The following is a 26,318-nucleotide window of genomic DNA, read 5'->3' on the forward strand; positions in this document are numbered from 1 at the left end:
TCAGCCCGGCACGGTCTCGTGGATCGGGAAGGCGTCGACGGCGCCGGTGAGTTCGAGCATCCGCAGGATCAGCGGCCGGGGCCGGGCCAGCTCGATCCGGCTGCCGTCCACGGCCGCCCGGGCCTTGGCCCGCAGCAGGGCGTTGAGCCCGGTGGAGTCGCAGAACTCCAGCCCGGCGCAGTCCACCACGACCACGGTGGCGGGCTCGGCGAAGGCCCGGTCGAGCGCGTTTTGCAGGTCGGCGCTCGAGTCCAGGTCGAGCTCACCGAGCAGTACCAGCACGGTGCCCAGGGCCCACGGCCGGATCTCGACGGTGAGCCCCTCGGCCCGGCCCTGGGCCGGGTTCCCGGATTTCGACGGACGCTGCGTCATGGCTGCGGGGCTCCTCTCTCGGTCCGGATCCCGCACCGATCGGTGCCGACGCTCACGCCCACGCGACTATCCACTGCGGCGCGCCGGAAACCCCTCGGGCCGGGAAGGACGCCGACCGGCCGGCCGCTCCGGCTCCCCGTCCGCACCGGCCATCGTCAGGGCCGGCGGGCGCGACACCTCCAGCCAGACCAGCTTCCCGACGCCCTCGGGCTGCGAGCCCCAGGCGCGGGCCAGCCGGTCCACCACGCGCAGCCCGTGCCCGCCCGGCCGTCCCACACCGCCGAACGGGCGCAACCGCGGCTGGACGGGGCTGGCGTCCGCGACCTCCACCCGCAGCCGGACACCGTTCCAGTGCAGCCGCAGCTCGCACGGGCCGCCGGGTGCGTGCAGACAGGCGTTGGTGACCAGCTCGGAAACCATCAGCAGGACGTCCTCGGCCGCGGCCCGCCGGTCCGCGTCGGCGGCCGGCAGCCAGTGCCAGGACACCAGCGCCCGTCGGCTGAACTCGCGGCTGCGCTGCACCGCGCCGGCGCTGCCCTGCAGCGTCAGCCGCCTGGTCTGCTCCCGGCCTGGCGGCCCACCGTTCCCGGGGCGGTCCACGGCCTGCCTCCTCACCTCGGCTCGGGCCGCTCGACAGGCCCGGCGGAGCCCTCGCCGGAGGCCGCCGGCGCCGTACGGAGGTCGGGGTGGACCCGCAGCACGCCGTCGGCCCCGGTGATCGCGAACAGTCGCGCCACCGACGGGCCGGGGCCGGCCGGCTCCAGCCTCAGCCCGGCCGCCTGCGCGTCAAGCCGGGCGCGCAGCAGGACGTTCAGCCCGGTCGAGTCGCAGAACCGCAGGCCGGCGAGGTCGACCACGACCCGCTCGATGTCGTCCGCCGACGGCAGGTGGGCGAGCGTGGAGCGCAGTTCGTCCGCGGTGTCCCGGTCCAGTTCCCCGACCACGGTGACGATCCGCACCGGCCCCTGGTCGCCCACTGCGACCCGCAGGTTGCCGGACTCGTCGCCCCCGGTGGGCTCGCAAGACTGATCGGATGGCCGTGACATGACCCGCTCCCGGTCCGGTCGGGACGGCGGGGCGCCGTCGTGGCCGTCATCGCGCGCACCGTACCGGGCCGCGCGAACGACCGCACCCGCGAACATCCCGGGTACGGGCGGGAGTACCGTCCGTCGCTCGTCCATGCCCCGCGCCTGCCCCGACCCCGCCGGGTCACACGCGCCGGCCCGCATGGCCCGCATCACGACCTGACCGCACCCCGGACGTTAGAGCCCGTCGCGGCGGGGAAGGCGCCACGGTGGAGGGGCCGGGCGGGCGTTTGCCCGCAGGCCGCTCGCCGGTTCGTGCCACCCCGTCCCGACCGGGGCGCGCGAACGCATGGAGGACAAGGACAGGCCGTGAGATTCCTCGACCGCAGCACCGCCGGACACCAGCTGGCCCGCGGGCTCGTCCCGCTGCTGGGCGGGCGGGCCGGTGCCGGACTGGTGGTCCTCGGCCTCGCCCCCGGCGGGCTGCCGGTGGCCGCCGAGGTCGCCGAGGCCCTGGGCGCCCCGCTCGACGCCACGGTGGTCCGGCCGTTGGCCGTGCCCGGCCACGACCGCCCGGTCGGCGCGATCGCCGACGGCGACCCGCCGCTGTTCGACCGGTACACCCTCAGGACCCTCGGCGTCACCCCGGCGGAGCTGGGTGCGAGCGTCAAGCGCGAGCGGGTCGAGGTCCACCGCCGCGAGGCGCTCTACCGCCAGGGCCGCGCCCGGCTGTCGCTGCACGGGCGCACCGCCGTCCTCGTCTCCGACGGCCTGACCGACGCCCTCACCGCCCGGGCGGCCCTGCACGCCCTCGCCGCCGACCGCCCGGCGCACCTGATCCTCGCGGCGCCGGTCGGCGACGCCCGGATCGCGGCCGACCTGCGCCGGGACGTGGACGCGGTGGTCTGCCTCCACCTGCCCCGCTACGCGCACGCCGCCGGGCCCTGGTACGGCGAGTTCCACGAGGTCACCGACCGCGAGGCGGCCGTCCTGCTGCGGCGGCACAGCCCTGCGGGTGGACGGAGCTGAGGGGCCACCGGTCCCCACCGCCAGAACCCGTTGCCCGGTGAGGGGTGCCCGGACCGTCCTCCCGCCATGAACCTTCCCGAGCACGTCATCACCCTGGACGAGGTGACCCTGCGCGGCTTCGACGGCGAGGCGGACCTGCCCGAGTTCTTCGCGGTCATCGAGGAGTCGCTGGAGCACCTGCGGCCCTGGATGCCCTGGGCGGCCGAGTACAGTCGCGCCAGGACCGCCGAGTTCCTCGCCCGCCGCACCGAACTCCTGGAGAGCGGGCGGGACTTCACGCGATCCCGGCCCCCGGCCGTCGGCCTGCTGCACCGGTGCAGCAGGTCGACGGCCGTGTCCGGGTGCCGGCGCCCGTACCCGTGGGCCGGCGCTCAGCCCGCGTACACGTCCTCGACGTACCGGCCGGCCTCGATCAGCCCCTGCAGCCAGGCCTGCGACCGCTGCTCGTCGGCCCCCGGAGTGCGCTCCCGGTACAGCGCCCGGAAGGCCGCCCGGACGCCCGGCGCCATCCGGGCCCCGTCGCCGCACACGTACACCTCGGCACCGGCGTCGAGCAGCTCCCAGACTTCCGCCCCCTCGGCGGTGATCCGGTCCTGCACGTAGCGCCGCCCGTGCTGCGGCCGCTCGCTGAAGGCGGGCCGCAGCGACACCGCGCCGGCCTGCTCGGCCGCCTCCAGTTCGCCCCGGTGCAGGTAGTCCGCAGCCTCGTCGTCGCAGCCGAAGTACAGCAGCGCCGGGGCGAGAGCGGCCCCCTCGGCGAGCAGCGCCCGGCGGTCGGCGACGGCGCCCCGGAAGGGTGCCAGGCCGGTGCCGGCCGCGATCATGACCACCGGGGTGCGGTGGCCGATCCGGAACGCCTCGCGGCAGGGCTGGACCCGGGCCAGCACGGTGTCACCGACGGCCACCCGGTCGAGGTGACCGGAGCCGGTGCCGCGGAAGGTGCCCCGGCCGGAGCGGGCCGGCCCGCTGAGCACCGAGACCATCAGGTCCACCTGGCCCGGGTCGCCGGCGGGCGAGGAGGAGATCGAGTAGTGCCGCGGCCGGATCGGCGGCAGCAGCTCCAGCAGCACCGGCCAGGTGAGCCGCTCCTGCACGGCCGGGTGGTCCTCGATCAGGTCCAGCAGGGTGCGCGGGTCGTCCTCGGGCAGCGCCCGCAGCGCGGCCTGCTCGGGCGGGCAGGGGTTGAGCGCGGCCAGCGCGGCGCGCTGCTCGGCGCTCGGGCGGTCCTGCAACTCCACGTGGTGGGTGAGCAGTTCGCGAACCGTCAGCGGGCGGTCGACGGCCGGTCCGGTGCGCCGGTGCGCCACGATGCCCAGCACCGTGTCCGGGTCGGCGCCGAACAGCTTGGCGGCGCGCTCGACCAGCGCCGGGTCGTTGGCCGGCAGCACGGTGAGGTGGTCGGCGGTCCGGTAGCCGGCGCCTTCCGGCAGGGCCAGGCGGACCAGCCGCTTGACCCGGTGGTAGTCGGGGTCGGTCAGGCTGCCGACGGCAGTGACGGTCAGCTCCGCCATGTCGTGCCGGGCGGCCAGCGCGGCCAGCGGGCCGCCGGTCACCTCGGTCACCGAGTAGGCGGCCTCCGGCTGCGGCGCGGCGGGGGCGTCGGCGTCCCCGTAGCGCGCCAGCAGGGCCTCGCGCAGTGCCGCGGTGAACTGCCGTACGGAGCCGGCCAGGTCGCCGGAGGCGTCGGCCTCGGCGCGGGCCAGCAGCCGGGTGCCGCCGAGCGCGGCGAGCCGGTCGTCGATCAGCGCCGGGACGCGCTGGTAGGTCGCGGCATAGGTGCGGTCGCCGATGCCGAGCACCGCGTACTCGACACCGTCGGCCGTCCCGCCCTCCCCGGACTCCTGGGAGTCGCGCGACTCCTGGAGCCGGCGGACGAACAGGGCCGCGTCGTCGGTCGGCTGACCGTTGTACGAGGCCGCGGTGATCACCACCGGCCGGTCGGTGGGCAGCCCGTCCGCGTACGCGTCCAGCGGGGCGATCGCGGTCTCGCAGCCGAGGTCGGCGGCGGCCTCCGCGAGCTGCCGGCTGAACTCCCGGCAGGCACCGTAGTTCGAGCCGTGCAGGAGCAGCAGCCCGGTCCCCCGCCGGACCCGCCCGGGGCGCTCGGCGGCCCGGGCGGCCTGCCGGTCCACGGCCGTCGGCGCGGCGGCGGGGTCGACGGTCCGGACGGGCGTACGCCGCGCGAGGCCGAGGGTGAACCCGTCGGGCTTGATGGTGAGCGTCTGCTTGACGGTCAGCCGGTAGTCGGCGTGGTCGATCAGCCGGTAGCGGTGGACCAGCATGCCGAGCAGCATGACGGCCTCGTGCAGCGCGAACTGCCGCCCGATGCAAGCGCGTTCGCCGGTCCCGAAGGGCTTGAAGGCATGCGGGGAGCGGGCCTGCTCGCACTCGGGGTCGAACCGGGACGGGTCGAACAGCTCCGGGTTGTCGCCCCACGCCGGGTCGCGGTGCAGCATCGGCGTGCTGACGAAGACCGTCTCCCCGGCGCGCAGCGGGATGCGGCCCCCGAGCAGGGTGTCCTCACGTGCCTCCCGGCTGAACGCGGGCGCCGTCGGCCACAGCCGCAGCGCCTCGTTGAGCACCTGGCGGGTGCGGCGCAGCCGTCCGACGTCCCCGTAGGAGGGCTCCGGGTCGGCCTGGGCGCCCCAGAGCGCGTCCACCTCCCGCTGCACCTGCCGCAGCACGGTCGGGTGCTTGACCAGGTAGTACAGGGCGAAGGAGAGTGCGCCCGAGGTGGTCTCGTGGCCGGCGATCAGGAAGGTGATCACCTGGTTGCGGATGTTCTCGGCGTCCAGCCGGGTGCCGCCCGAAGGACGGACCGCGCCGAGCATCAGGCCCAGCAGGTCCTCGGCCGGGCCCTGCTCCTCCTCCCCGGCACGGGCTGCGATCACCTCGTCCACCACGTTCGCCAGGTAGTCGGCGTCGGCCCGGAAGGCCGCGTCGCATTCGCGGTGGTCCGCCTGCGGGTCGCGGGTGAGCTTGGTCATCGCCCAGTTCAGGCAGCGCACCATCGCCTCGACGAAGGGGTGCGACTCGTCCCGCTCGAAGGATCCGAAGTCGAAGCCGAAGCCGGCCAGCCCGATGGTGTCCAGGGTCATCCGGGTCATGTCGCCGGGCACGTCCACCGGCAGTCCGGCGGCCTGCCGGCGGTCCCAGGAGTCGACCAGCCGGCGGGCCACCCGCAGCATCACCGGGTGGTAGGTGCGCATCGAGCCGAGCGCGAAGGCGGGCATCAGGATGTCGTGCGCCCGGGCCCAGTTGGGCTCGTCGTTGTAGGCGGTGAACAGGCCGTCGCCGGTGAACTGGCGGACGTTCTCCAGGGCCGGGCCGATCGACTTGGTGAACCGGGTCTCGTCGGCCAGCTCCGCCACCAGCTCCAGGCTGCTGACCACCAGGAGGTCCCGGCCGTGCAGCCGCTGGACGAAGGCCGGGCCGTGCTCTCTGGCCAGTTCCATGGTGCGCACCATCGGGGCGGCGGCCGGCGGCGCCGCCGAGATGTCCACCAGGGGGACGGCCCGGCCCTCCGCCCCGGCCGCCCGCTCGCCCTCGGTCATGCTCTCCACGGTCTCGGTCATCGGTGTGCCCCTCCCACGGCAGGAAACTTTTCGGCTCTCACCACTGTGCGCCCACCGGGCGGCGGGTCCGGCCGGGATCACTACATGATTGTGTAGTACCCGGGGCGGTCGCGGGCTTGCCCACGGACCGTCAGCTCTGGCCCCTGGCAAGGAGAACCACAGATGCGAACGACCGAGGGCTGCGGCCCCGCCCCGGGCAGCCGGCCGGACGCCGCCGTGATCTGGCGCAACCGGGCGCTGCGGCTGCTGGACCACGTACCGCTGCCCATCGCGGTGTGCGAGTTCGGCGGGCGGATCCTGATCGTCAACCGCGCGATGGCGGCCGAATTCGGGCGTTTGCCGGGGCAGATGCGCAACCGTAGGATTCTGGAGTTCTTCACCCTCCGGGACAGCGGCACCCTGGAGGCGCTCGCCGAGGCCGTGCGGCTGCACCGCCGCTCCCAGTACCCGGCCCGGGTCTCCTGGACGCCCGCCGGCGGCCGCGCGCGGAACGGCGAGATGACCGTCGCCCTGGTCGGCGACACCCCGGAGCAGACCCCGAGCCTGCTGCTCTCGCTCCAGGCGGCGGAGCCCGTCCGCGAGGCCCCGCCGCCCGGCCCGCAGGCCGACGCCAGCCCGGTCGAGGCCCGCATCCTGGCCGCGGCGGCCCGGGGCGACACCACCGCACAGATCGCCCGGGAGATCGGCGTCACCCCGGACGGGGTCAACTACCACCTGGCCCGGCTCTCCCGCCGCTGGCGCGTCCCCAACCGCACCGCCCTGGTCGCCCGGGCCTACGCCACCGGTGTCCTGGCCCCGGACACCTGGCCGCCGCGGCCGGCCGGCCCGGTGTGACGTACCGCCGGGCCCTCGGAGTCGGTCCGCGGGGTGCCCCACCGTCGTGGCGGTGGGGTCCGGCAGCGGGCGCCCCCATGCGGAATTCCACAAGTCGGTTACAAGCTCCCCCCGTTGCTCCCCGCGCGGGGACGATCCCTGCCATCATCCCGGCTGAACCCGGGAGGCACCCGGGAGAGGCCGAGGGAGTGCCATGGACGCGCGGATCAGGGTCGCCGGCGGCGACGGGCTGCGGGAGACGGCGGAGCTCTGGGACTGGCTGCGCCGGGAGCGCGAGCTGGCGGGGCTGGTGCGCCCCCTTCCGTCCCCGCCCGCCGACGGGGAGCTGGGCGGGGTGACCGAGGTGCTGGAGATAGCCCTCGGCGCCGGGGGTGCGGGCGTGGCACTGGCCGGGTCGCTGTCGGTCTGGCTGCGCACCCGCCGCGCGGACGTGTCGCTCGAAGTGACGACCAAGCGTGGCCGGGTCAAGCTGACCGCACGGCAGATGAAGCAGGAGGACGTCGTCCCGCTCCTGGCCGAGGTGCTGGGCGACGACGATGAGTGAGCGGCCCGGCCCTCCGCACTTCGCCGACTCCCGCGCGATCCTGATCGGCACCGGCACCTACCGGGACACCGGCCTCTCACGGCTGCCAGCCGCCCTCAACAGCCTGCGGGCGCTGGGCCGCACCCTCACCGACCCGAAGCTGTGCGGCTGGCCCGAGGACCGGGTCACCGTGATCGAGGACGCGGCCGACATGCCCGCCCTGGTGCAGACCCTGCGCCTGCTCGCCCGCGACACCCGCGGCGTCCTGCTGCTCTACTACGTCGGCCACGGCCTCGTACGGCCACGCGGCCAGCTGTGCCTGACGCTCGCCCACACCTCGCCCGAGCACGCCGACGTGACCGGGCTGGACTTCGAGAAGATCCGCGAGGCGTTCCTGGACAGTCCGGCGAAGGTCAAGGCCGTCGTGCTGGACTGCTGCTTCGCCGGCCGGGCCATCGAGGCCCTGGCGGGCGAGGCCGCCCAGGCCGCGGCCACGGACATCCTCGGCACCTACATCCTCACCGCCAGCGACCGCACCGCCCACGTCGTCCCGCTCGCCGAGCAGGCCGACCGGACCACCTCGTTCACCGGCACCCTGGTCGACCTGGTCCGCAGCGGGCTCCCCGAGGGGCCGGAGTGGCTCACCCTCGACGCCCTCTACCCGTACCTGCGCGACGAGTTGATCCGGCGCGGGCTGCCCGTGCCCAACCGGCAGGGAACCGACACCGCGGGCCGGTTCGCGTTCACCCGCAACCCCGCCCACCGCCCGGCGCCCGCCCTGGCCTCCCGGCTCGCCCGGGCACTGGCCGTGGCCCTCGCCGAGTGCGCCGAGGCCGGGCCCGCCGACACCGGACAGCTGGCGGAGGCGACCGGGCACTCTCCGGAGCAGGTCGAGGCCTACCTGGCCGGCCGGACCATCGCCCCGAGCACCTTCCTGGACGGCTTCGCCGCCCACCTCTCCCGGCTCGGCCGTCCGCCGGCCCCGTCCCGGCTGCGTGAGCTCCACGACCTGCGCGCCGCCGAACTGCGCGACAGCCCGGACCCCGCCGACCAGGTGGTCTACCTCCGGGAGGTCACCGAGGAGCTCCGGCGGGCGATCGACGCCCTCACCGCGGAGCGGGACGAGGCCGACCGGGTCCGCGCCGACGAACAGGAGCGCGCCCGGCTGGAGGCCGAGCGCCTCGCCGAGCAGCTCGCGGCCGAGCAGGAGCGCAGCCGACGGCTCCAGGCGGAGTCCGCGGAGAAGGGCCGCCAACTGACCGCCGCCGCCGGGTTGAACCGCGCGCTGGAGGCGGAGCTGGCTCACGTCCGGGAGCAGGCCGAACTCATCACCCGGGAACTGCTCGTACTGCGGCGGCAGGTCGAACACCTGCTGGACCCACCGGACTCGCCGGGGCCGGCCGACGCGGTGCCGGCCGTGGTCACCGCCGCCGTCACCACCGCCGCATCCGCCGGCGGGGCCCGGGCCGTGACCGACCGGATCCCCTCACCGCCCGCGGGGACACCGCCGCCGCGCCGGACGGCTCCCCCGGCGCCCCGCCGTCCGCGGCGCCACGGCAGCCGGTTCGACTGGCGGAACGTGCTCTCCCCCGCCCGTGTCGTGGCCCAGGTCCTGCTCGTGCTCACCGGCCTGGCCACCGTGGCCCTCGGTTTCTCCTGGTACGTCGACGCCTACGACGACACGGTCGCCTACCGCAGCGCTCCCGTCTGCGGCGCCCCGGCCACCGCGCCCGGAACGGGCTGCACCACCCAGGAGACCGGCCGGGTGACGGGCAAGAAGACCGACCAGAGCAGCGACTCCACCAGCTACGACGTCACCGTCTCCCGCGAGGCGGCGCCCACCGCCACCTACAGCGTCACCGAGGAGCTCTACGACAGTGTGGAGAACGGCACCAACGTGGACCTGACGCTCTGGAAGGGCCGTGTGGTCCAGGTCTCCCACCAGGGCCACCGCTCCGCCGTCGTGAGCGCCCTCTGGCTCACCTCCCTGAAACTGGCCCTCCTGGTCGGCCTGGGAACCGTCGTCAGTGTCCACGGCCTGCTCGGGCGTCGCCTCGAAAGCTGGGTGATCCCACTCGCCGTGCTCCCCTTCCTCGTCTTCCTCACCTTCATCGGCAGCGTCATCCTCCTCGGCGCCCAGTGGCCCTTCGCCGTCACCCTCGCCATCCCCGTCATCGCCTGGCTGGTCCTGACCGCCATCGCCACCGTGATGTCCTGGGAGGGCTAGCGAAGGCCGACCGGCCTTCCCGGGCCGCCACCTTGACCTCAAGTCCGCTTCAACCACGACCCTGGTCGGATGCCTCTCCCCATGACGACCCGTCTGCTGCCACGTCCGTACCGACCGCTGTTCGCCCGCCGCGACTTCCGCCGGCTCCTGCCGGCCCTGGCCGCCTCCGACCTGGGGGACGGAATGAGCGTGGTCGCCGTGGCGTGGCTGGCCGTCCTGATCGCGCCGCCCGGCCGGTCCGGGCTGGTCGTCGGCGCCGCGGTGGCCGCCTACGCCCTCCCCGGCGCCGCCGGCGCACTGCTCTTCGGCCGTCGGCTGCGCCGCCTGCCTCCCCGACGGCTGATCGCCGCCGACAGCCGGGTCCGCGCGCTGCTCCTCGGGTGCGTGCCCCTGGCCTGGGCCACAGGGGTGCTGCACCCGGTCCTCTACGTCGTCCTGCTCGCCGGATCCTCGGTGCTGCACGCCTGGGGCAACGCGGGGAAGTACTCACTGCTCGCCCGGATGCTTCCCCCGGAGCAGCGGCTGGCCGCGAACGCGCTGGTCAGTGCGAGCGCCTCGGCGTCCGTCGTCGTCGGCCCCGCACTCGCCGGATTCCTGGCGACGGCCGTCGGCCCCGCCTGGATCGTCGGACTCGACGCGCTGTCCTTCGCCGTCCTCGCGGTCCAGGTCGGGCGCCTGGGCGACCCGGGCGAGGCGCCGGCCACCGGCGTGCCGATCGACGCCGGTCGGTCGGCGGCCGGTCTGCCGCTGCTGCGCCGCCGGCCCGAGCTGCTCGGAATCCTCGCCCTGACCTGGGCCTTCAACTTCCTCTACGGGCCGTTGGAGGTCGCACTCCCGCTGCATGTCACCGAGGACCTGCACGCCGGTGCCGGCCTCCTGGGGCTGTACTGGACGGTCTTCGGCATCGGTGCGGTTCTCGGGGCCCTGGCCGCGGGCGCCCTGCGCAGGCTCCCGCTCTGGCCCGTCACCCTGGGCATCATCGCCGGCTGGGGCCTGGCCCTCCTGCCGTTCGGCCTGGGGGTGCCCGCCTCCGTCTCCCTCGTCTGCTTCGCCCTGGGCGGCGTGATCTACGGCCCCTTCACCGCACTGTCCTTCACCCTGTTCCAGGACCGCACCCCGGCGGCCTGGCTGACCGCGGTCCTGGCCGCCCGAAGCGCCGCCCTGCTCACCGCCGCCCCCGTGGGCACCGCGCTCGGTGGCCCCCTCACCGCCGCACTGGGGCCTCAACGGGTGTTGGCCGCTTCGGGATTCGCGACCATCGCGCTCGCCCTCGTGGCCACCGCGGCGCGAACCGCCGGAGGGCGTCGAGCACCGTCGAGGCCCGCTGGAACCGCAGCCGATCGGGACGGCAGGCGCCGCGCGCACGCCGACGGCCGGTCGACCTGACTCACTGTCGGATCGACCGGCCTCACGGCGCGTCGGCGGCCGTAGCGCTCCACCTCGGGTCGATGGTCCGGTGGGACGGACGGATCGGGACACGGAACAGCTGCTCGGTGCGTACGGGGTCGCGGGACCAGGCGTTCAGAGCGTGCGGCGCACGCCCGCCTGGCGCTCCAGGTTGCGGAGCTGGACGGCCAGGTCGCCGTTCACGGCGGCCCGGGCGGGTCCGCTGCGACCGATGGGCAGGACCTCCTCGCTGCGCATGTCCTCCAGCAGCAGGGCGAACGCCGTGTACATCGCGACGCACGCCACCAGGAGGCCGAGGGCCCCGGACGTGCGCGTGAGCCACTCGGCGCCCGTGAGACCGGACAGGCCGGTGGCCGCCCAGCGGGGCAGCGAGACCACCAGCACGAGCCACAGCGCGCGCTTGGGCCGGGTCACGGCGGTCATCAACGCCCCGAAACACAGGAACGCCAGGTTGAACACACCCAGTACCCGGAGGCCATCGGCGGCTCCGCTGAACATGACCAGCGAGTAGGCCAGCCAGCTGCCGGCGAACACGCCCATGAGTGTCGCCGCGATCACGTCACGGGCGCCGAAGCACAGGATGCTCACCAGGAACTGCAGGACGAAGGCGGGCAGCACGCACAGGGCGACGGCGCCGCGGGCCTCGGTGCCGAAGAACCCGAGCTGCAGGCATCCCGTCATCACGGAGGCGATCGCCACCGTGAAGAAGCCCAGCGGCATGGGCGAGGCCATGGGACGCAGGTTGATCCGGGTGATCGACCGGAGGTCCGGTTCGAAACGGCGCTCCTCGGAAGCGTCCGTCCCGCCGGCCGGCGGTTCGTCGCCGCCGACGGCGGCCGGGGAGGCTGTGGTCATCGTGCGAATCTCTCCTTCAACGCTCGAAAGTGGAAGAGCACGTCGACGCCCGGAGCGCCCCGCACCTCGGCGATCTCGAACACGGGAGCCCGCTCGGAGCAATCGGTGGCACGCCCACCGCGTCGACGGCTCGGCACCCCCGAAGCTACGACCGGCCCGACCGACCGCGTTTTCCCCCTGTGCCCACGAGTTGGCACGACAGCGCACTACCGATCGCGGCGGGAGGACCGAAAGCCCCCGGTCGCGGGCCCCGCTGCTGTTCCGGATCACTGTCCGAGCGCCTCGGCCGCCTCTTCGTCGGACCCGAGACTGCCGCCCTGGCCGGCGCCCTCCTCGGCAGGCTCGCGGCGCGCCACACCGCCATCGTCGCCGATTCCGGTGGGCCTGGCCCGGCTCCGCGCCGGGAACCGCTGCGGCTGCTTCCTCGTCACGCGGTGCCGAGCCGGACGTGTGCGCTCAGCTGTGGTCGACGATGACGAAGATGCCCCAGCCGACCGCGGCGAGGACCACCGCGAAGCACATCGTGGCGACGGTGTGGCCGAGCGCCCCGGCGGTGCGGCGTGGGACCCCGGCCCTGCCGACCCCGACCGGCGGGTGGAGGGCGCGCACACCGATGGCGAACAGCGCCGGCAGGCCGGCGCCGGCGAGGAATCCCACCACGATGATCTTCCAGAGCGCACCCAGGTCGATCCAGGGGTTCACCGGATCACCTCGTCGGCGGGAGGCTCCGGAACGAGCGAGCCGGTCCACGCGGCGTTGACGTTCTCCGGTGTGACGGCCGGGCGGCGGGATGCGACGAAGAAGGCGATCGAGGCCAGCACCAGAACGGCGAAGACGACCACGACACCGGCGGTACCACCGATCCCGTGGGCGGCCCAGTAGGCCAGCGCCCCGACCAGTGTCGCGGCCGGGAGGGTGAGCAGCCAGGCCACCACCATGCGGTGGGCGATGTTCCACCGCACCACCGCGCCCTTCTTGCCGACCCCCGATCCGAGGATCGACCCGGTGGCGACGTGGGTGGTGGAGAGCGAGTAGCCGAAGTCGGCGGAGGAGAGGATGACCGCGGCCGAGGCCGACTCGCTGGACATTCCCTGCGGTGGTTCGATCTCCACCAGTCCCTTGCCCAGCGCCCTGATGACCCGCCAGCCGCCGATGTAGGTGCCCAGGGCGATGGCCGTGGCGCAGGCGGTGATCACCCATGTCGGGGCCTTCGCCCCGGCGCCCAGCGTTCCGTTGGCGATCAGGGCCAGGGTGATGACGCCCATGGTCTTCTGCGCGTCGTTGGTGCCGTGGGCGAGCGAGACCATGCAGGCCGAGCCGACCTGACCGCTCCGGAAGCCGCGCGTGCGCGGGCCTTCGGCGACGTCGCGGGTGAGGCGGTAGACGAGGTAGGTGCCGAGCGCGGCGACCGAGCCGGCGATGACCGGGGACAGGGCGGCCGGCACGATCACCTTGGCGACGAGGCCCTGCCACTTGACGGCGGAGGCGCCGGCCGCCGCCATGGTCGCCCCGACCACGCCGCCGATCAGCGCGTGCGAGGAACTCGAGGGGATCCCGACGTACCAGGTCGTCAGGTTCCACAGGATGCTGCCCGTCAGGCCCGCTATGACCACGGTCAGCGTCACGTCCTGGCTCCGCACCAGACCGCTGGCGATCGTCGCGGCGACCGCGGTCGACAGGAACGCACCCACCAGGTTCAGCACTGCCGAGACGCCGACCGCGACACGCGGCGGGAGGGCCCCGGTGACGATCGAGGTCGCCATGGCGTTGCCGGTGTCGTGGAACCCGTTGGTGAAGTCGAAACCCAGCGCGGTGACCACCACCAGCGCCAGAATCACGTCATTGCTGGTCACGGGAACGAAGCTAGCCCGCCGACCGCCGCCCACCCGCTCCCCCACTGCCCGGTCGGGCCGGGAACCGCAGGGCGTCATCCGATCGGACCAGCACGCCGTGGAACCGGTGGGTCACCCCCGCGCGCCGCCGGTCCGCCTTCCGACCCGACGTGATCGCCGACTGTTACGCGACGGTGACGTTCCGTCCACAACCCATCTGCGGCACACGGCGTCCCTACAGATGGCAGAGCCCGAATCGCGGCATCCACGCCTTCGGGCCGGACAACCACCTCCCCTTGAAAGGGGTCACCGTGATCGTCTCCAAGCGGAACCACCTGCGCCTGGCCGCCGTGACCACCCTCGGCTTGCTCTCCCTCGGGCTGGCGGGCAGCGCCATGGCGGCCACCCCCGCCACCCACTCCGCGTCCGCCGCGCGGCCGGCCGTCACGCAGGCCGCCGCCGCGCACGCCACCGTCACCGCCAAGCCGTCGGTCTCCTCCGTCCAGGCGTGGCAGCTGTTCCGTGTCACCGGCACGACCACCGGCCTCAAGGCGGGAAGCACGGTGACCCTGCAGCAGAAGCAGCACGGCAGGTGGGTCACGCTGCCCGCCTCCGTCCCCACGACCCGCACCGGCTCCTACTCGCTCGGTGTGAAGCTCGGCCTCAAGGGCCTGAACGAGCTGCGCATCATCAGCGGAGACACCGTCTCCCCCGTCTTCACCGTCACCGTGCGCTGACCCACGCCGCCTCCGCCCGCCGGCGGGCGGAGGACTGAAGCAGGCTCGACGGCAAGGGGGGCCGACCCCTCATCGGGCGACTCCCGTTCCGGCATCCGGGTGAAATGGTGCGGAGTCGCCTGGCGCGAATGGAAGCCGGGTCCGACGCTGCCAGAATGCAATCTCCTTGAGGGCCACCTGCACAGGCGGTACCACCCGGACAGCTGGAGCAGAACATGCGAATCATTCGACCACGCAGTAGCTCGGAAGGAACGCCCGGCGCAGGTGCGGGACGTCTCCCGTGGACGCTCATGTATCACTCGGTGGCGTCAACGGTCGAGGATCCCTATCTGATTACCGTCGACCCCGCACGGTTTCGCCGTCAGCTGCGCTGGTTGTCCACTCGCGGGCTGCGCGGGGTGTCGGTGGGGGCCCTGATGCGTTCCCACCGGGACGGCACCGCTGCGGGCATGGTGGGGCTCAGCTTCGATGACGGATACCGCGACTTCGTGGAGGAGGCCATGCCCGCATTGGCGGAGTACGGCTTCACCGCGACGGTCTACGTGGTGGCCGGCCGGCTGGGCGGATGCAACGACTGGGACCGGCAGGGCCCGCGCAAGCCGCTGATGACGGCGCGCGAGGTCCGCGAAGCCGCTGCCGCCGGGATGGAGATCGGCTCGCACGGGCTGACCCACCGGCGGCTGGCAGGCCTGGGTGCGCGGGACCTGGCGGCCCAGGTCACCGACAGCCGCCAGGTGCTGGAGGACCTCACGGGCCGGGCGGTCGAGGGGTTCTGCTACCCCTACGGTTCGCTCGACGCCGGCGCGGTGGAGGCGGTGGCGCAAGCCGGCTACGAGTACGCGTGCGCGGTCAGCCCCGGTGCTCACAGCGGGGTGTACGCGCTTCCCCGCTGCTACGTCGGCGACCGGGACGGGCCGCTGCACCTGACCGCGAAGCTGGTCCGCGACCGCTGGCGGCGCTGACGTCCGTTCAGTGGGCGGTGGCGGCGGGTTCCACGTGCAGCCAGGACTCGTGCCAGAGCAGGGCGCACCGGCGGTCGCAGCCGGTGGCGAGCGGCTCGCCGCCGCAGCGCAGGCCGTGGAGGATGAACCAGCGTCCTCCGGTGGGGTGTTGCCACCAGGCGAGGGACCGGTGGCGCAGTTCGGTGGCACCGTGACGGGTACCGGCGAAGCGTTCCATCCCCGTTTGGAAGGGGACGCCGTGCAGGCGCCGGTCGGGGCCGAGGGTCGCGTGGATCTCCGCGAGGCTGCGCACGGTTGCCCACAGGGGGACGGACCGGGCGGCGGGCACCGGCGCGGGGGCGGGCTCCAGCCATTCGTCGCGGAACAGCAGTGCGCAGTCCAGTCCGCAGCCCTGGGTCCCGTCGGCGCCGTGGCAGGTGGCGCCGGCCAGGGCGACGGTGCCCGAAAGGCGCCGCACGCGGTAGTGGTCGTCGATCATGCGGCGCACGACGCGTTCGACCTGGTAGACGCCGCCGCAGAACGACCACTGGCTGCCGGTGAACCACAGGCCGCGGTGGCGGTCCCCGGCGTCGAGGGTGGCGCGCACCGTGGCCTCGTCCTTCACCCGGACCCAGTCCCCCTCGGCGAAGCGGGAGGGGCGGCCGGGCGCCGGAACGTCGGCGCGGCGCTCACGCAGGCCTTCGCGGGCGATCCGGGCGCGGCGCACGACACCGAGCGGGGGAAGGTCGCGCAGGGGCAGGCTCTTGTACTGGCACCGGTTCGCGGCGCTTCCGCAGCGCAGCTCCGTAGTACGGGTGAACCGTGATTCCTCGACGGCCATCAATGAAATCCCATCGGGTCGGAGATATCGGCACAGGCTAACGCAACCTGACTTTTTTGCGCTGATCCCTGGACTCTTCCGACGCCATGTCGAGAGAAATAACACTAGACACACTATGGGTCTTCGGGAGTGAACAATCACCACTCCCGGAGAATCCTGGTTCATATGCGTGTAGTGTTCCGACCGTTGTCGAGGTGGAGTGGCCGAGTGGCGAGGCGACGGCTTGCAGAGCCGTTCAGATGGGTTCGATTCCTGTCTCCACCTTTTCTCCTGCCCTCAATTGCGCCATCGATGACGCGTCGGACGCCAGGTGCGCCCGGCGCTGGTGGCCCGTCGGCCATCGGTGCCGCCGGCGGAGCCACACGGTAGATTCGCTCCCCCGCCACCGACCGAGGGAGTGCCCGTGCCCGACCGGCCCAGCCTGCTGTACGTGACCGACCTGGCCTACCCGGCACGCGGGCGGCGCTACGGCGACGAGGACGTCCTCCTCACCTCCCGGCTGCGGGAGTGGTTCGACCTGGCGCTGTGCCACCCGCTCGACGCCCGGGCCCTGATGGGGCGCTTCGACGCGGTCGTGGTGCGCAACAGCGGGCCGGTGCTGCACTACCGGGAGGAGTACGCCCGCTTCCGTGCCCGGGCGCTGGCCGACGGCGTGCGGGTCTACAACCCGCTGACCGGGCGGGGCGACATGGCCGGGAAACGGTACCTGCTGGACCTGACCGAGGCGGGCCTGCCGGTCATCCCCACCATCGACCGGCCGCAGGACCTCGACCGGCTGCCCGCCGCCGACCGCTACGCGGTCAAGCCCGTGGAGGGCGCCGACAGCATAGGCCTGCGCTTCCTCACCCGCGAGGAGCTGGGCGGTCTCGACTGGGTCGAGGTGCTCGTCCAGCCGCGGATCGACTTCCGGTACGAGGTCTCGTTCTACTTCGTGGACGACGCCTTCCAGTACGCCCTCCACGCGCCCGACCCGGCCCGGCGCTGGGAGCTGGAGCCGTACGAGCCGAGCGCGGCCGACCTGGAGTTCGCGCGGGGCTTCGTCGACTGGAACACGCTCGACCACGGCATCCAGCGGGTCGACGCCTGCCGGGCGCCGGACGGGCGCCTGCTCCTGGTCGAGCTGGAGGACCTCAACCCCTACCTGTCCCTCGACCTCGTCGCCGACGAGGTCCGGGAGGGCTTCGTGAAGGCCCTGTCGAATTCGCTGCGCCGCTTCCTGGGCTGACCTCGCAGACGCGCCGCGCCGCCGCCCCGGGAAGCTTCTCCCGGGACGGCGGCGCACGCGGCGTCAGCAGATCCGCGGCAGCTGCTCGCCCATCGGCAGGTCGACCACCCGGGTGCCGCCGAAGCCGGTGCGGGCGACGACCATCCCCGGGTGCTCCTCGACGCACTCGCCGATCACCACCGCCTCCGCGCCGAGCGGGTGGGCACGCATCGCGGCGAGCACCGCGTCCGCCGAAGCGCGTGGGACGAAGGCGACGAGCCTGCCCTCGTTGGCGATGTACATCGGGTCCAGGCCCAGCACCGCGCAGGCGTTGGCCACCGGATCCGGCACGGGGACGGCGCGTTCGCTGAGCACGACGCCCACCCCGGCCGCGGCCGCGATCTCGTTGAGTGCCGCCGCCAGGCCGCCCCGGGTGGGGTCGCGCAGCACGTGCAGGTCGGCAGTGGCCTCAAGCATGGCCTCGACCAGGCCGCCGAGGGCCGCGCTGTCGCTGCGCACCTCGACGCCGAACTCCAGGCCTTCCCGGACGCTCATGATCGCCACCCCGTGCAGGCCGATCGGCCCGCTGACGATCACCACGTCGCCGGGGCGGGCGCGCTGCGGCCGGATGTCGACCCCGGCCGGGACGAGCCCGATGCCGGCGGTGTTCAGGTAGACGCCGTCCCCGTGCCCGGCCTCGACCACCTTGGTGTCCCCGGTGGCGATCTCGACCCCGGCGGTGCGGGCGGCGGCGCCGAGCGCCCGGGCGACCCGGTCCACCACGGCCATCTCCACCCCCTCCTCCAGGATGAAGCCGCAGGACAGGTAGGCCGCCCGGGCCCCGCTCATGGCGAGGTCGTTGACCGTGCCGTTGACCGCGAGGTCGCCGATGCAGCCGCCGGGGAAGAACAGCGGCCGCACCACGTAGGAGTCGGTGGAGAAGGCGAGCCGGGCGCCGCCCAGCTCCAGCACCGCGGAGTCGCCGAGCCCGGCGAGCACCGGGCCGCCGAAGGCCGGCGCGAAGAGGTTCTGCACCAGTTCGGCGGACATCGCCCCGCCGCCGCCGTGGCCCATCACCACCCGGGGGTGGTCGCGCAGCGGCAGCGGGCAGCTCCAGCCGGAGAAGTCGGGCCGTTCGGTGAGCAGTTCGGTGTCAGCCAACGCGACTCGCCTCCTGGGGAACGGCGGAGTTGCCCGGCACGCCCAGCCGCCGGTACAGGTAGTACGCCGCGCAGGCCCCCTCGCTGGACACCATCGTGGCGCCGAGCGGCGTGCGCGGTGTGCAGACCGTGCCGAAGGCCTCGCACTGGTGGGGCTTCAGCAGCCCCTGGAGCACCTCGCCGCTGCGGCACTCGGCGGGTTCGCGGGTGGTGATCCCCGCGACATCGAAGCGGTGCTCGGCGTCGTGGTCCCGGTAGCGCGGCGAGAGCCGCCAGCCGCTGCGCGGGATCACGCCGATGCCCCGCCAGGGGCGGTCGGCCACTTCGAAGACGTCCTCCAGCATGGCCCGGGCCGCCGGGTTTCCCTCGGGGCGCACGGCCCGCGGGTAGGCGTTGTCGACGGTGTGCTCCCCGCGCTCCAGCTGCCGTACGGTGCGCCGGATGCCCTCCAGGATGTCCAGGGGTTCGAAGCCGGTGACGACGATCGGCACCCGGTGGCGTTCCGCCAGCGCCGGGTACTCGGCAGTGCCCATCACGCTGCACACGTGCCCGGCGGCGAGGAAGCCCTGGACCCGGCAGTCCGGCGAGTCCATGATCGCCTCGATCGCGGGCGGCACCCGGACGTGCGAGACCAGCATGCTGAAGTTGCGCAGCCCCTGCTTCCTGGCCAGGTGGACGGCCATGGCGTTCGGCGGGGCGGTGGTCTCGAAGCCGATGCCGAAGAAGACCACCTCCCGGTCCGGGTTCTCCCGGGCGATCCGCAGGGCGTCGAGCGGCGAGTACACCACCCGGACGTCGCCGCCCTCGCCGCGGACCCGGAACAGGTCGCGGTCGGTGCCGGGCACCCGCAGCATGTCCCCGAAGGAGCAGAAGACCACCCCCGGCCGGGCGGCGATCGCCAGTGCCCGGTCGATCACCTCCAGCGGGGTGACGCACACCGGGCAGCCCGGCCCGTGGATCAACTCGACTTCTTCCGGCAGGAGTTGGTCGATGGCGTGCCGGATGATGCTGTGCGTCTGGCCGCCGCAGACCTCCATCAGCGCCCACGGCCGGGTGACCGTGCTCCTGATGTCGGCGAGCAGCCCGGCCGCCAGCTCGGGGTTGCGGAACTCCTCCAGGTACTTCACCGTCCGGCCTCCTCGGTCTCGCCCACTGCTCCCGCCGCCCCCGCCGCCTCCCACGGGTCGCCGAACTCCTCCTGCAACAGCCCGAGTTCCTCGAAGAGGGCGAGGGTACGGCGGGCCGACTCCTCGTCCAGACGCTGCAGCGCGAAGCCCACGTGGACGATCGCATACTCCCCCACCGCCAGGTCGGGCAGGTACTCCAGGCACACGTCCTTGACCACGCCGCCGAAGTCCATCACCGCCATCCTGGTCCCGTCCCGCTCCCCGATCTCCGTCACCCTGCCGGGCACCGCCAGGCACATCCGCTCTCACTCCTCCCGGATGGCCGACGACCGGGCGGCCACCATCAACTGGCCGAGCGCCAGTCCTCCGTCGTTGGGCGGCACCCGGCGGTGCCGCAGCACGGTGAAGCCGTCCTCCCCGAGGCCGCTCGCGCAGGCCGAGGAGAGCAGCGCATTGGCGAAGACTCCGCCGCTGAGCGCCACGGTGGTGGTGCCGTACCGTTCCCGGACGGCCGCGCAGATCCGCCGGACCAGGTCGGCCACCGCACCGTGGAAGCGGGCGGCGACCAGCCCGGCGGGGGCGCCCGCGGTCACGTCGGCCACCACGGCGGCCAGTACCGGCCCGGGGTCGGCGGTCCAGCCGTCCGCCCGCGCCGACAGGCCGAACCCGTAGCCGTCCGCCCGGCCGAACCCGCAGGCCGCCGCCTCCAGTTCGATCGCGGCCTGGGCCTCGTACCCGGCCCGGTGGCAGACCCCGGCGAGCGAGGACACGGCATCGAACAGCCGCCCCATGCCGGAGGTCGGCACGCAGTTCAGCCCGCGTTCCAACTGCTGCTCCAGTAGCCGCAGTTCCTCCGAGTCGGCGGCCAGGACCGACGGCAGTCCGGGCAGCCAGGCAAGCCCGGCCGCGCGCAGGTGGGCGAGCGCCGTGCGGTACGGGCGCTCGACGGCCGCGTCCCCGCCCGGCAGCGGCACGTACCGCAGGTGGGCCAGGCGGCGGAACCCGTCGTAGTCGGCCAGCAGCACCTCGCCGCCCCAGATCGCGCCGTCCTCGCCGTAGCCGGTGCCGTCGAAGGCCACACCGAGCACCGGCCGGCCGCCGTCCAGCCCGTGTTCGGCCATCACCGCGGCGATGTGGGCGTGGTGGTGCTGCACCCGTCGCACCGGCCGGCCGGCGGCGGTCCGCTCGGCGTGCCGGACCGAGCGGTAGCCGGGGTGCCGGTCGGTGACCAGCAGTTCGGGCCGCACCCCGCTGACCGTGCCGAGCTGCTCCACCGCCCGGTCGAAGGCCCGTAGCGTGGCCAGGTCGTCCATGTCGCCGATGTGGCCGGACAGCCAGGCGTAGCCGTCCCGGGCCAGCGCGAAGGTGTTCTTCAGATCGCCGCCGACCGCCAGCGCCGGGCGGACGGGCACCGGCAGCGGAATCGGCAGCGGCACGTACCCGCGCGAGCGGCGCAGCGGCAGCTGTTCGCCGTCCACCACCCGCACCACCGAGTCCTCGCACGGGACGTGGATCGGCCGGTCGTGGGTGAGCCAGCCGTCGACCAGCGGGGCGAGGCGGTCCAGCGCCTCGCGGTCCCCGGTGACGATGGGCTCGCCGGAGAGGTTGGCGCTGGTCATCACCAGCAGGTCCGGCCCGGGGGCGGCGAGCAGCAGGTGGTGCAGCGGCGTGTAGGGGAGCATCACCCCGAGGTCGGGGCTGCCCGGGGCCACAGCCTCGGGCACCGGGAGGCCCGTGCGGCGGAGCAGGACGATCGGCCGTACCGGCCCGGTGAGCAGTTCCCGCTCGACCGGGTCGACCGGCAGCAGGCCCTCGACGGTGGCGAGGTCGCGGGCCATCACGGCGAAGGGCTTGTCGCCGCGCCGCTTGCGCCGGCGCAGCAGGGCGACGGCCGAGGCGTCGCGCGCGTCGCAGGCGAGGTGGTAGCCGCCGATGCCCTTGACGGCGAGGACCGCGCCGTCGGCCAGCAGCCGCCGGGCCTCCGTCAGGGCCTGCTCCCCGCCGAGTTCGGGGCGCCCGGGCACGGTCAGCGCCAGCCTGGGCCCGCAGGCGTGGCAGGCGACGGGCTGGGCGTGGAACCGGCGGTCGGCGGGGTCCGCGTACTCCCGGGCGCAGTCCGGGCACATCGGGAAGCCGGCCATGGTGGTGTTGGCCCGGTCGTACGGCAGGCCGGTGACGATGGTGTGCCGGGGGCCGCAGTTGGTGCAGCTGATGAAGGGGTGCCGGTGGCGGCGGTCGGCCGGGTCGGCGAGTTCGGCCAGGCAGTCGGCGCAGACCGCGGTGTCGGGCGGGATCAGGGTGGTGCGGGGGCCGTCGGGGCGGGACGGGGCGATGCGGAAGCCGGTGGCGCCGGTGACGGTGAGCGGTGTGTGCTCCACCGAGTCCACCTGGGCGAGCGGCGGCGCGTCGCCGGCCACCCGCCGGCAGAAGGCGTCCAGGGCGTCCCGGCTGCCCTCGACCTCGACCAGAACGCCCTCGCCGGTGTTGGTGACGGTGCCGGCCAGCCCGAGTTCACCGGCCAGCGTGTGGACGAACGGCCGGAAGCCGACCCCCTGCACCAGGCCGCGGACGGCAACCCGCCGCCGCTCGCGGTCGAGCCCCGGGTGACCGGCCGTCACGCGCTCTCCCCCACGGCGGAGTGCCCGTGGCCGTGCCCGTACTCGTGGTCATGGTCGTGGCCATGGTCCTGACCGTGGTCGTGGTCGTCCCCATGGTCGTGCCCGTGCCCGTGCGGCACCGTCGCCGACATCACCGGCCGGTGGGGCTCCGCCCCGTCCAGCACGGCCAGCGCCCGGTCCAGCAGCGCCCCGACACCCTCGCCCGTCCGGGCCGAGGTGTTCAGCACCTCGACCCCGGGGTTGACCCGCTGGACGTTGGCCAGGAACGCCGCCTCGTCGAACTCCGCCGCCGCGGCGAGGTCCGCCTTGGTGACCAGCACCAGGTTGGCCAGCCCGAAGGCCGTCGGGTACTTGAGCGGCTTGTCCTCGCCCTCGGTCACCGAGGCCAGCACCACCCGGAGCGTTTCGCCGAGGTCGTAGGAGGCCGGGCAGACCAGGTTGCCGACGTTCTCCACGAACAGCAGCCGGCACTCCGCCGGGAGCCACCCGTCCAGGTGCCCGGCGAGCATCCGCGCCTCCAGGTGGCAGAGCCCGTCGGTGAGCACCTGCTTCACCGGAGCGCCCGAGCGGGCCAGCCGGCGCGCATCGTTCTCGGTGGCGAGGTCGGCGGTCAGCGCGGCGACCGCCACCCCGCGCCGCCGGGCCAGCCCCAACTCGGCTTCCAGCAGTGCGGTCTTTCCGCTGCCGGGACTGGACAGCAGGTTCACCGCGACCGTCCCCCGCCCGGCCAGCGCCGCCCGCAGCCGGCGGGCGCTGTCGTCGTTGCGGGCGAGGACCGCCTGACGGAGGTCGACCGTGCGGCACATCGGCATCAGCCTTTCTGTTCGGCCCGGACGTCCGGGCGCTCGGCCCACTCGACGTCCAGGATCTGAAGCTCACGCCCGGACAGCAGCTCCACGCCGCCACCTCCGGAGCAGCTCGGGCAGCCGAGGTCCGGCGGCATGCCGACCGCCCACTCGACCGCGCAGGGGGCGCATCGGGCCCGGGCCGTGACGGACTCGGTGTCCAGCACCGCGCCCGCCACCAGCGTTCCGGCGCAGGCCAGTTCGAAGCAGAAGTCGAGGGCCTCGGGCACCACGCCGGCCAACTCGCCCACCCGCAGGCGGACCCGCGCCACCCCGGGGGCCCCGTGTTCGCGCGCGGCCGCGTCCACCTGCTCGACGACGGCTTCGGCGATCGACATCTCGTGCATGGGTCCCTTCCCTGCGCGGGCGGCAACGCGCCCCATTACAGGGCGGGGTGGCGGCGTCGGCCCGAAGCCGCGCCGCCACCGTCTGCGGGGCTGCACCGTTCGCAGCAATCCGCGCCTCACATCCGGGAGATGTGCAGGTACCGCTTGATGTCCGGCAGGCTCTGCCAGACCAGTGCGCCGATCCCCGCCAGCAGGGCGACGCAGAACAGCTTCCTCAGCATGGTGTCCTCTCCTTCTCCGGCTGCGCGGCCTCGTCCACGACGCGCAGGACCACTCGGACCGCCTCCTCCACGGCGGCGGCTACGGGCTCGCTCAGCCCGATGCCCTCCTCCAGCGAGGCCGGCTCGCAGCCGACCACCAGCACCCGGCCGGGCGGCTCGCCGCCGGTGCTGGCGGCGAGCGTGGCGAGCAGCGCCAGTACGGCGTCCGGCCCCATCCGGTGGCCGTCCAGGACCGGTACCTCCAGCGGCTGTTCGGCGTCCGCCTCGATCAGGTAGACGGTGCCGGGTGGCCCGCCCCGGCAGGTGGCGTCCACCAGGACGGCGGTGCGGTGGCCGTCGAGCAGCCGGTACGCGAGGTCCACGCCGCGCACGCCGACGTCGACCACCTCGACGCCTTCCGGCAGCGGGTGGGCGGACAGCCTCCGGACGGTCTCGACCCCGAAGCCGTCGTCGCCGAGGAAGATGTTGCCGACCCCGGCGACCAGCACCGTCCGGTCCGTCATGACTCCTCCAGCGGCGTGACCTCGTCGGGCTGGAAGTACCGGAAGCGACCTTGGGCCCGCCACAGGTCCGCGCCCGGGTCGTCCTCCACCGTGACGGCCAGGTGCACCGAGCCGTCGAGGTCGTGCAGCACCGCCTCCACGACGCCGGTCAGCCCGTCCAGGAAGAGGTCCTGGGCGTCGGTGCGCCGCCGCCCGGGCCGCAGGACCACCCGGCTGCCGGCGCCGACCTCGCGGCCGTCGATCAGCACCCGGTCCCGCTCGGGGTCGACCTCCGGGTCGTCGCCCGGGTCCCACCAGGGCTGTTCCGGCCGGCCGGCACCGCCATCGGTGACCTCGCGCAACCCGCGGATCGCCCCGTGCAGCCGCTCCAGCACCTCGGGCGGCATGGACTCGGCCAGGTCGATCACCGCGCCGGCCCGCTCGTCGGTGCCGCGGGCCTCCCGCTTCTCCTCCTCGGTCAGGGCCGCCGTCCGCAGCGCCAGGATCTCGTCGATCTCGGTGGCGTCGTACAGGGTGCCGAGGCTCTCCGGGGCGATCCGCGGGTGGTCCTCCAGGATGATCGGCGAGGACAGCACCACGCCGCGATCGCCGTCCGGACCGACCAGCACCGGCCAGGTGCGCTCGTTGCGGCACCGCTCGGCGGCGGGGCAGGCCCACTCGGGCGGGTCGGTGACGGACAGGAAGCGGCCGTGCTCCAGCCCGAGCAGCAGGTGGGCGGAGACCAGCGAGCGCGGCAGTGCCTGCTCGCGGGTGGCCCGCTCGGGCGGCGTCCAGGGGGAGGTGTTCTCCACCTCCACGGTCAGCCGCTGCGCCCGGTACGGGCCGGGCACCTCCTCGGCCCGCAGCCGGACCAGGCCGTCGACCTGTTCGCGCCGCCGCACCAGCCGGCCGACGACGGCGCCGTCCTCGTGTACCAGCGCGGTCTCGCCGACGCCCGGCAGCCGGAACGGCCGCTGCACTCCGCCATCGTCCAACTCCTCGACCAGGAGCAGGAGTTCGATCCTCTCCTCGACGCCCTCGTCCCATTCGACGAGGTCCCGGTCGGCGAGCTCCAGCCGCTCCACGGACTCGAAGCCGGCGGCGGTGGCCCGTTCGACGGCGCGCCGCTGGACCCGCAGGAAGCGCAGCTCGACCGCCAGCAGGTCCCCGCCGCGCGCCTCCATCAGGCACTCGGTGCGCTGGTGGGAGTGCTCGCCGCCCTCCGCGGTGTAGTCGGGCGGCACCAGGACGCCGAACTGCCAGCGCAGCCGGTTCTTGGCCGCCGAGGCGCGGTACGGGTAGAGCACGTAGCCCTCCAGCAGCACCGCGTCGGCGATCTGCCGGGCGGCCGCGAAGCCGCGCTCGATCCGCTCCGGGAAGCCGCTCACCGGACCGTCCCCTCGACCGCCGCGGCCGCGAGCAGCTCGCGCACCGTCGCCTCCCAGGAGGGCAGGGCCCGCCGGGAACGGTAGGCCAGCAGCTCGTCCATGACCACGTCCGGCAGCCGCAGCCAGCCGCTGCCGGGAAAGTGCCGGTCCATCGCCTCCCGCCAGACCCCCACCGGCATCCGCACCCGGGCCTCCCGGTCCCAGGGCACCGGGCTGACCTGGAAGCCACCGGGGCCGGCGAAGGCGGTGCCGGAGAAGAGCAGCAGCAGCGGCACCTCGCCGCCGTCCAGCGCCCGGAAGTAACGGGCCGAGGCGACCTCCTGGTCGTAGGTGCACGGCACCACGAGGTCGATGTCGGTCCCCCCGGTGAAGCCGGGCACCAGCAGCGGCACGGTGGCGAACTGGATCGGGTTGAGCGTGGTCGCCCAGCGCTCCCGCCCGCCGAACAGGTCGGCCAGCCGCTCGCCCTCGCCGTCGCCGTACGGCCGTCGGCCCGGTTCGATGCGCAGCTGGCACTGGAGGGCCAGGGCGTGCACCCGGGTGTCGGCCGGGGCCGTGATCCGCAGCCGGAACACCAGGGTCGGCCCGGCCGCGTACGGATCGGACCGCACGCCGGTGCAGGCGAAGCCGAGCGCGCTCATTAGAGGACCATCCCTTCTGCAGCCCTCTTCGGTAGGGTTGTGACCTCTCGGTCCCGGTGGGTGCATGGCCGGTTGCGCGAGCCGTTC

Annotated in this window: 25 protein-coding genes and 1 tRNA gene; 9 read left to right on the forward strand and 17 right to left on the reverse strand. The window is 74.1% G+C overall.

What is annotated here, in order from left to right; all coding sequences use genetic code 11:
• The 3 genes from AB0O11_RS28355 to AB0O11_RS28365 all read right to left on the reverse strand — a co-directional run bounded on the left by AB0O11_RS28355 (position 1) and on the right by AB0O11_RS28365 (position 1,418).
• The gene (locus AB0O11_RS28355) at positions 1-372 is read right to left on the reverse strand and encodes an STAS domain-containing protein (protein WP_363392417.1); all 372 of its coding nucleotides are present in this window, start codon (positions 370-372) and stop codon (positions 1-3) included.
• A gap of 66 nt (positions 373-438) precedes the next feature.
• The gene (locus tag AB0O11_RS28360) at positions 439-972 is read right to left on the reverse strand and encodes an ATP-binding protein (protein WP_363392419.1); all 534 of its coding nucleotides are present in this window, start codon (positions 970-972) and stop codon (positions 439-441) included.
• An 11-nt stretch (positions 973-983) separates the two neighbouring features.
• Complete coding sequence (locus tag AB0O11_RS28365) at positions 984-1,418, reverse strand: STAS domain-containing protein (protein ID WP_363392421.1); 435 nt, start codon at positions 1,416-1,418, stop codon at positions 984-986.
• Positions 1,419-1,766: 348 nt separating this feature from the next.
• On the opposite strand from AB0O11_RS28365, the gene AB0O11_RS28370 reads away from it, so the two are divergent.
• Positions 1,767-2,426 carry a phosphoribosyltransferase gene (locus tag AB0O11_RS28370; protein WP_363392423.1) on the forward strand — a complete coding sequence of 220 codons (660 nt, stop codon included), beginning with the start codon at positions 1,767-1,769 and terminating at the stop codon, positions 2,424-2,426.
• 371 nt (positions 2,427-2,797) lie between these two features.
• Here AB0O11_RS28370 and AB0O11_RS28375 read toward each other — a convergent pair whose 3' ends face one another.
• Complete coding sequence (locus tag AB0O11_RS28375; RefSeq protein WP_363392463.1) at positions 2,798-5,980, reverse strand: cytochrome P450; 3,183 nt, start codon at positions 5,978-5,980, stop codon at positions 2,798-2,800.
• A gap of 183 nt (positions 5,981-6,163) precedes the next feature.
• Between AB0O11_RS28375 and AB0O11_RS28380 the strand changes: the two genes are divergently transcribed.
• The 4 genes from AB0O11_RS28380 (at position 6,164) to AB0O11_RS28395 (ending at position 10,971) form a co-directional block, all read left to right on the forward strand.
• Positions 6,164-6,835, forward strand: coding sequence for a LuxR C-terminal-related transcriptional regulator (locus AB0O11_RS28380; RefSeq protein WP_363392424.1), 672 nt, complete (start codon positions 6,164-6,166; stop codon positions 6,833-6,835).
• 193 nt (positions 6,836-7,028) lie between these two features.
• Complete coding sequence (locus AB0O11_RS28385) at positions 7,029-7,379, forward strand: hypothetical protein (RefSeq protein WP_363392426.1); 351 nt, start codon at positions 7,029-7,031, stop codon at positions 7,377-7,379.
• Positions 7,372-9,585 carry a hypothetical protein gene (locus tag AB0O11_RS28390; protein ID WP_363392428.1) on the forward strand — a complete coding sequence of 738 codons (2,214 nt, stop codon included), beginning with the start codon at positions 7,372-7,374 and terminating at the stop codon, positions 9,583-9,585. Before AB0O11_RS28385 ends, AB0O11_RS28390 begins: the two co-directional genes overlap by 8 nt.
• Before the next feature lie 81 nt (positions 9,586-9,666).
• Positions 9,667-10,971 carry an MFS transporter gene (locus AB0O11_RS28395; protein ID WP_363392430.1) on the forward strand — a complete coding sequence of 435 codons (1,305 nt, stop codon included), beginning with the start codon at positions 9,667-9,669 and terminating at the stop codon, positions 10,969-10,971.
• A 135-nt stretch (positions 10,972-11,106) separates the two neighbouring features.
• Here the strand turns inward: AB0O11_RS28395 and AB0O11_RS28400 are convergent, their stop codons facing one another.
• From AB0O11_RS28400 to AB0O11_RS28410, 3 genes are all read right to left on the reverse strand, one after another.
• Positions 11,107-11,847 (reverse strand): GPR1/FUN34/YaaH family transporter, encoded by a 741-nt coding sequence (locus AB0O11_RS28400; RefSeq protein WP_363392432.1) that lies wholly within the window; start codon positions 11,845-11,847, stop codon positions 11,107-11,109.
• A 456-nt stretch (positions 11,848-12,303) separates the two neighbouring features.
• Positions 12,304-12,549: a hypothetical protein gene (locus tag AB0O11_RS28405; RefSeq protein WP_363392433.1), complete on the reverse strand. Its 246-nt coding sequence runs from the start codon at positions 12,547-12,549 to the stop codon at positions 12,304-12,306.
• Entirely contained in the window at positions 12,546-13,700 is a 1,155-nt protein-coding gene (locus AB0O11_RS28410) for an inorganic phosphate transporter (protein ID WP_363392435.1), read from the reverse strand. The genes AB0O11_RS28405 and AB0O11_RS28410 overlap by 4 nt, the downstream gene beginning before the upstream one ends.
• Positions 13,701-13,990: 290 nt before the next feature.
• Between AB0O11_RS28410 and AB0O11_RS28415 the strand changes: the two genes are divergently transcribed.
• Together AB0O11_RS28415 and AB0O11_RS28420 are read left to right on the forward strand one after the other, a co-directional pair.
• A complete protein-coding gene (locus AB0O11_RS28415; protein ID WP_363392436.1) occupies positions 13,991-14,416 on the forward strand; it encodes a hypothetical protein in 426 nt (141 codons plus the stop codon).
• A 374-nt stretch (positions 14,417-14,790) separates the two neighbouring features.
• Entirely contained in the window at positions 14,791-15,378 is a 588-nt protein-coding gene (locus AB0O11_RS28420; protein WP_363392438.1) for a polysaccharide deacetylase family protein, read from the forward strand.
• Positions 15,379-15,385: 7 nt separating this feature from the next.
• Here AB0O11_RS28420 and AB0O11_RS28425 read toward each other — a convergent pair whose 3' ends face one another.
• A complete protein-coding gene (locus tag AB0O11_RS28425) occupies positions 15,386-16,198 on the reverse strand; it encodes a hypothetical protein (RefSeq protein WP_363392440.1) in 813 nt (270 codons plus the stop codon).
• Positions 16,199-16,391: 193 nt separating this feature from the next.
• Here AB0O11_RS28425 and AB0O11_RS28430 point away from each other — a divergent pair.
• Both AB0O11_RS28430 and AB0O11_RS28435 read left to right on the forward strand, forming a co-directional pair.
• Positions 16,392-16,462 (forward strand) — tRNA-Cys (locus AB0O11_RS28430).
• A gap of 139 nt (positions 16,463-16,601) precedes the next feature.
• Entirely contained in the window at positions 16,602-17,423 is an 822-nt protein-coding gene (locus AB0O11_RS28435; protein ID WP_363392441.1) for a hypothetical protein, read from the forward strand.
• Positions 17,424-17,486: 63 nt separating this feature from the next.
• On the opposite strand, the gene hypE is transcribed toward AB0O11_RS28435, so the two are convergent.
• The 9 genes from hypE to AB0O11_RS28480 all read right to left on the reverse strand — a co-directional run bounded on the left by hypE (position 17,487) and on the right by AB0O11_RS28480 (position 26,231).
• Complete coding sequence (hypE, locus tag AB0O11_RS28440) at positions 17,487-18,563, reverse strand: hydrogenase expression/formation protein HypE (protein ID WP_363392443.1); 1,077 nt, start codon at positions 18,561-18,563, stop codon at positions 17,487-17,489.
• Complete coding sequence (gene hypD, locus AB0O11_RS28445; RefSeq protein WP_363392445.1) at positions 18,556-19,689, reverse strand: hydrogenase formation protein HypD; 1,134 nt, start codon at positions 19,687-19,689, stop codon at positions 18,556-18,558. Before hypD ends, hypE begins: the two co-directional genes overlap by 8 nt.
• Positions 19,686-19,988: a HypC/HybG/HupF family hydrogenase formation chaperone gene (locus AB0O11_RS28450; RefSeq protein WP_363392447.1), complete on the reverse strand. Its 303-nt coding sequence runs from the start codon at positions 19,986-19,988 to the stop codon at positions 19,686-19,688. Before AB0O11_RS28450 ends, hypD begins: the two co-directional genes overlap by 4 nt.
• A 6-nt stretch (positions 19,989-19,994) precedes the next feature.
• Positions 19,995-22,307 carry a carbamoyltransferase HypF gene (gene hypF / locus AB0O11_RS28455; RefSeq protein ID WP_363392448.1) on the reverse strand — a complete coding sequence of 771 codons (2,313 nt, stop codon included), beginning with the start codon at positions 22,305-22,307 and terminating at the stop codon, positions 19,995-19,997.
• Complete coding sequence (gene hypB, locus AB0O11_RS28460; RefSeq protein ID WP_363392450.1) at positions 22,304-23,113, reverse strand: hydrogenase nickel incorporation protein HypB; 810 nt, start codon at positions 23,111-23,113, stop codon at positions 22,304-22,306. The genes hypF and hypB overlap by 4 nt, the downstream gene beginning before the upstream one ends.
• 5 nt (positions 23,114-23,118) lie before the next feature.
• Positions 23,119-23,499, reverse strand: coding sequence for a hydrogenase maturation nickel metallochaperone HypA (gene hypA / locus AB0O11_RS28465; protein ID WP_363392452.1), 381 nt, complete (start codon positions 23,497-23,499; stop codon positions 23,119-23,121).
• A gap of 214 nt (positions 23,500-23,713) precedes the next feature.
• Positions 23,714-24,223, reverse strand: a complete 510-nt coding sequence (locus tag AB0O11_RS28470; RefSeq protein WP_363392454.1) for a hydrogenase maturation protease — start codon at positions 24,221-24,223, stop codon at positions 23,714-23,716.
• Positions 24,220-25,590 (reverse strand): hypothetical protein, encoded by a 1,371-nt coding sequence (locus AB0O11_RS28475; RefSeq protein WP_363392456.1) that lies wholly within the window; start codon positions 25,588-25,590, stop codon positions 24,220-24,222. The genes AB0O11_RS28470 and AB0O11_RS28475 overlap by 4 nt, the downstream gene beginning before the upstream one ends.
• A complete protein-coding gene (locus AB0O11_RS28480; RefSeq protein ID WP_363392458.1) occupies positions 25,587-26,231 on the reverse strand; it encodes a DUF6084 family protein in 645 nt (214 codons plus the stop codon). Before AB0O11_RS28480 ends, AB0O11_RS28475 begins: the two co-directional genes overlap by 4 nt.
• Between the last annotated feature and the right edge of the window lie 87 nt (positions 26,232-26,318).

This window comes from Kitasatospora sp. NPDC093102 (assembly GCF_040683915.1).
Lineage (GTDB): Bacteria > Actinomycetota > Actinomycetes > Streptomycetales > Streptomycetaceae > Kitasatospora.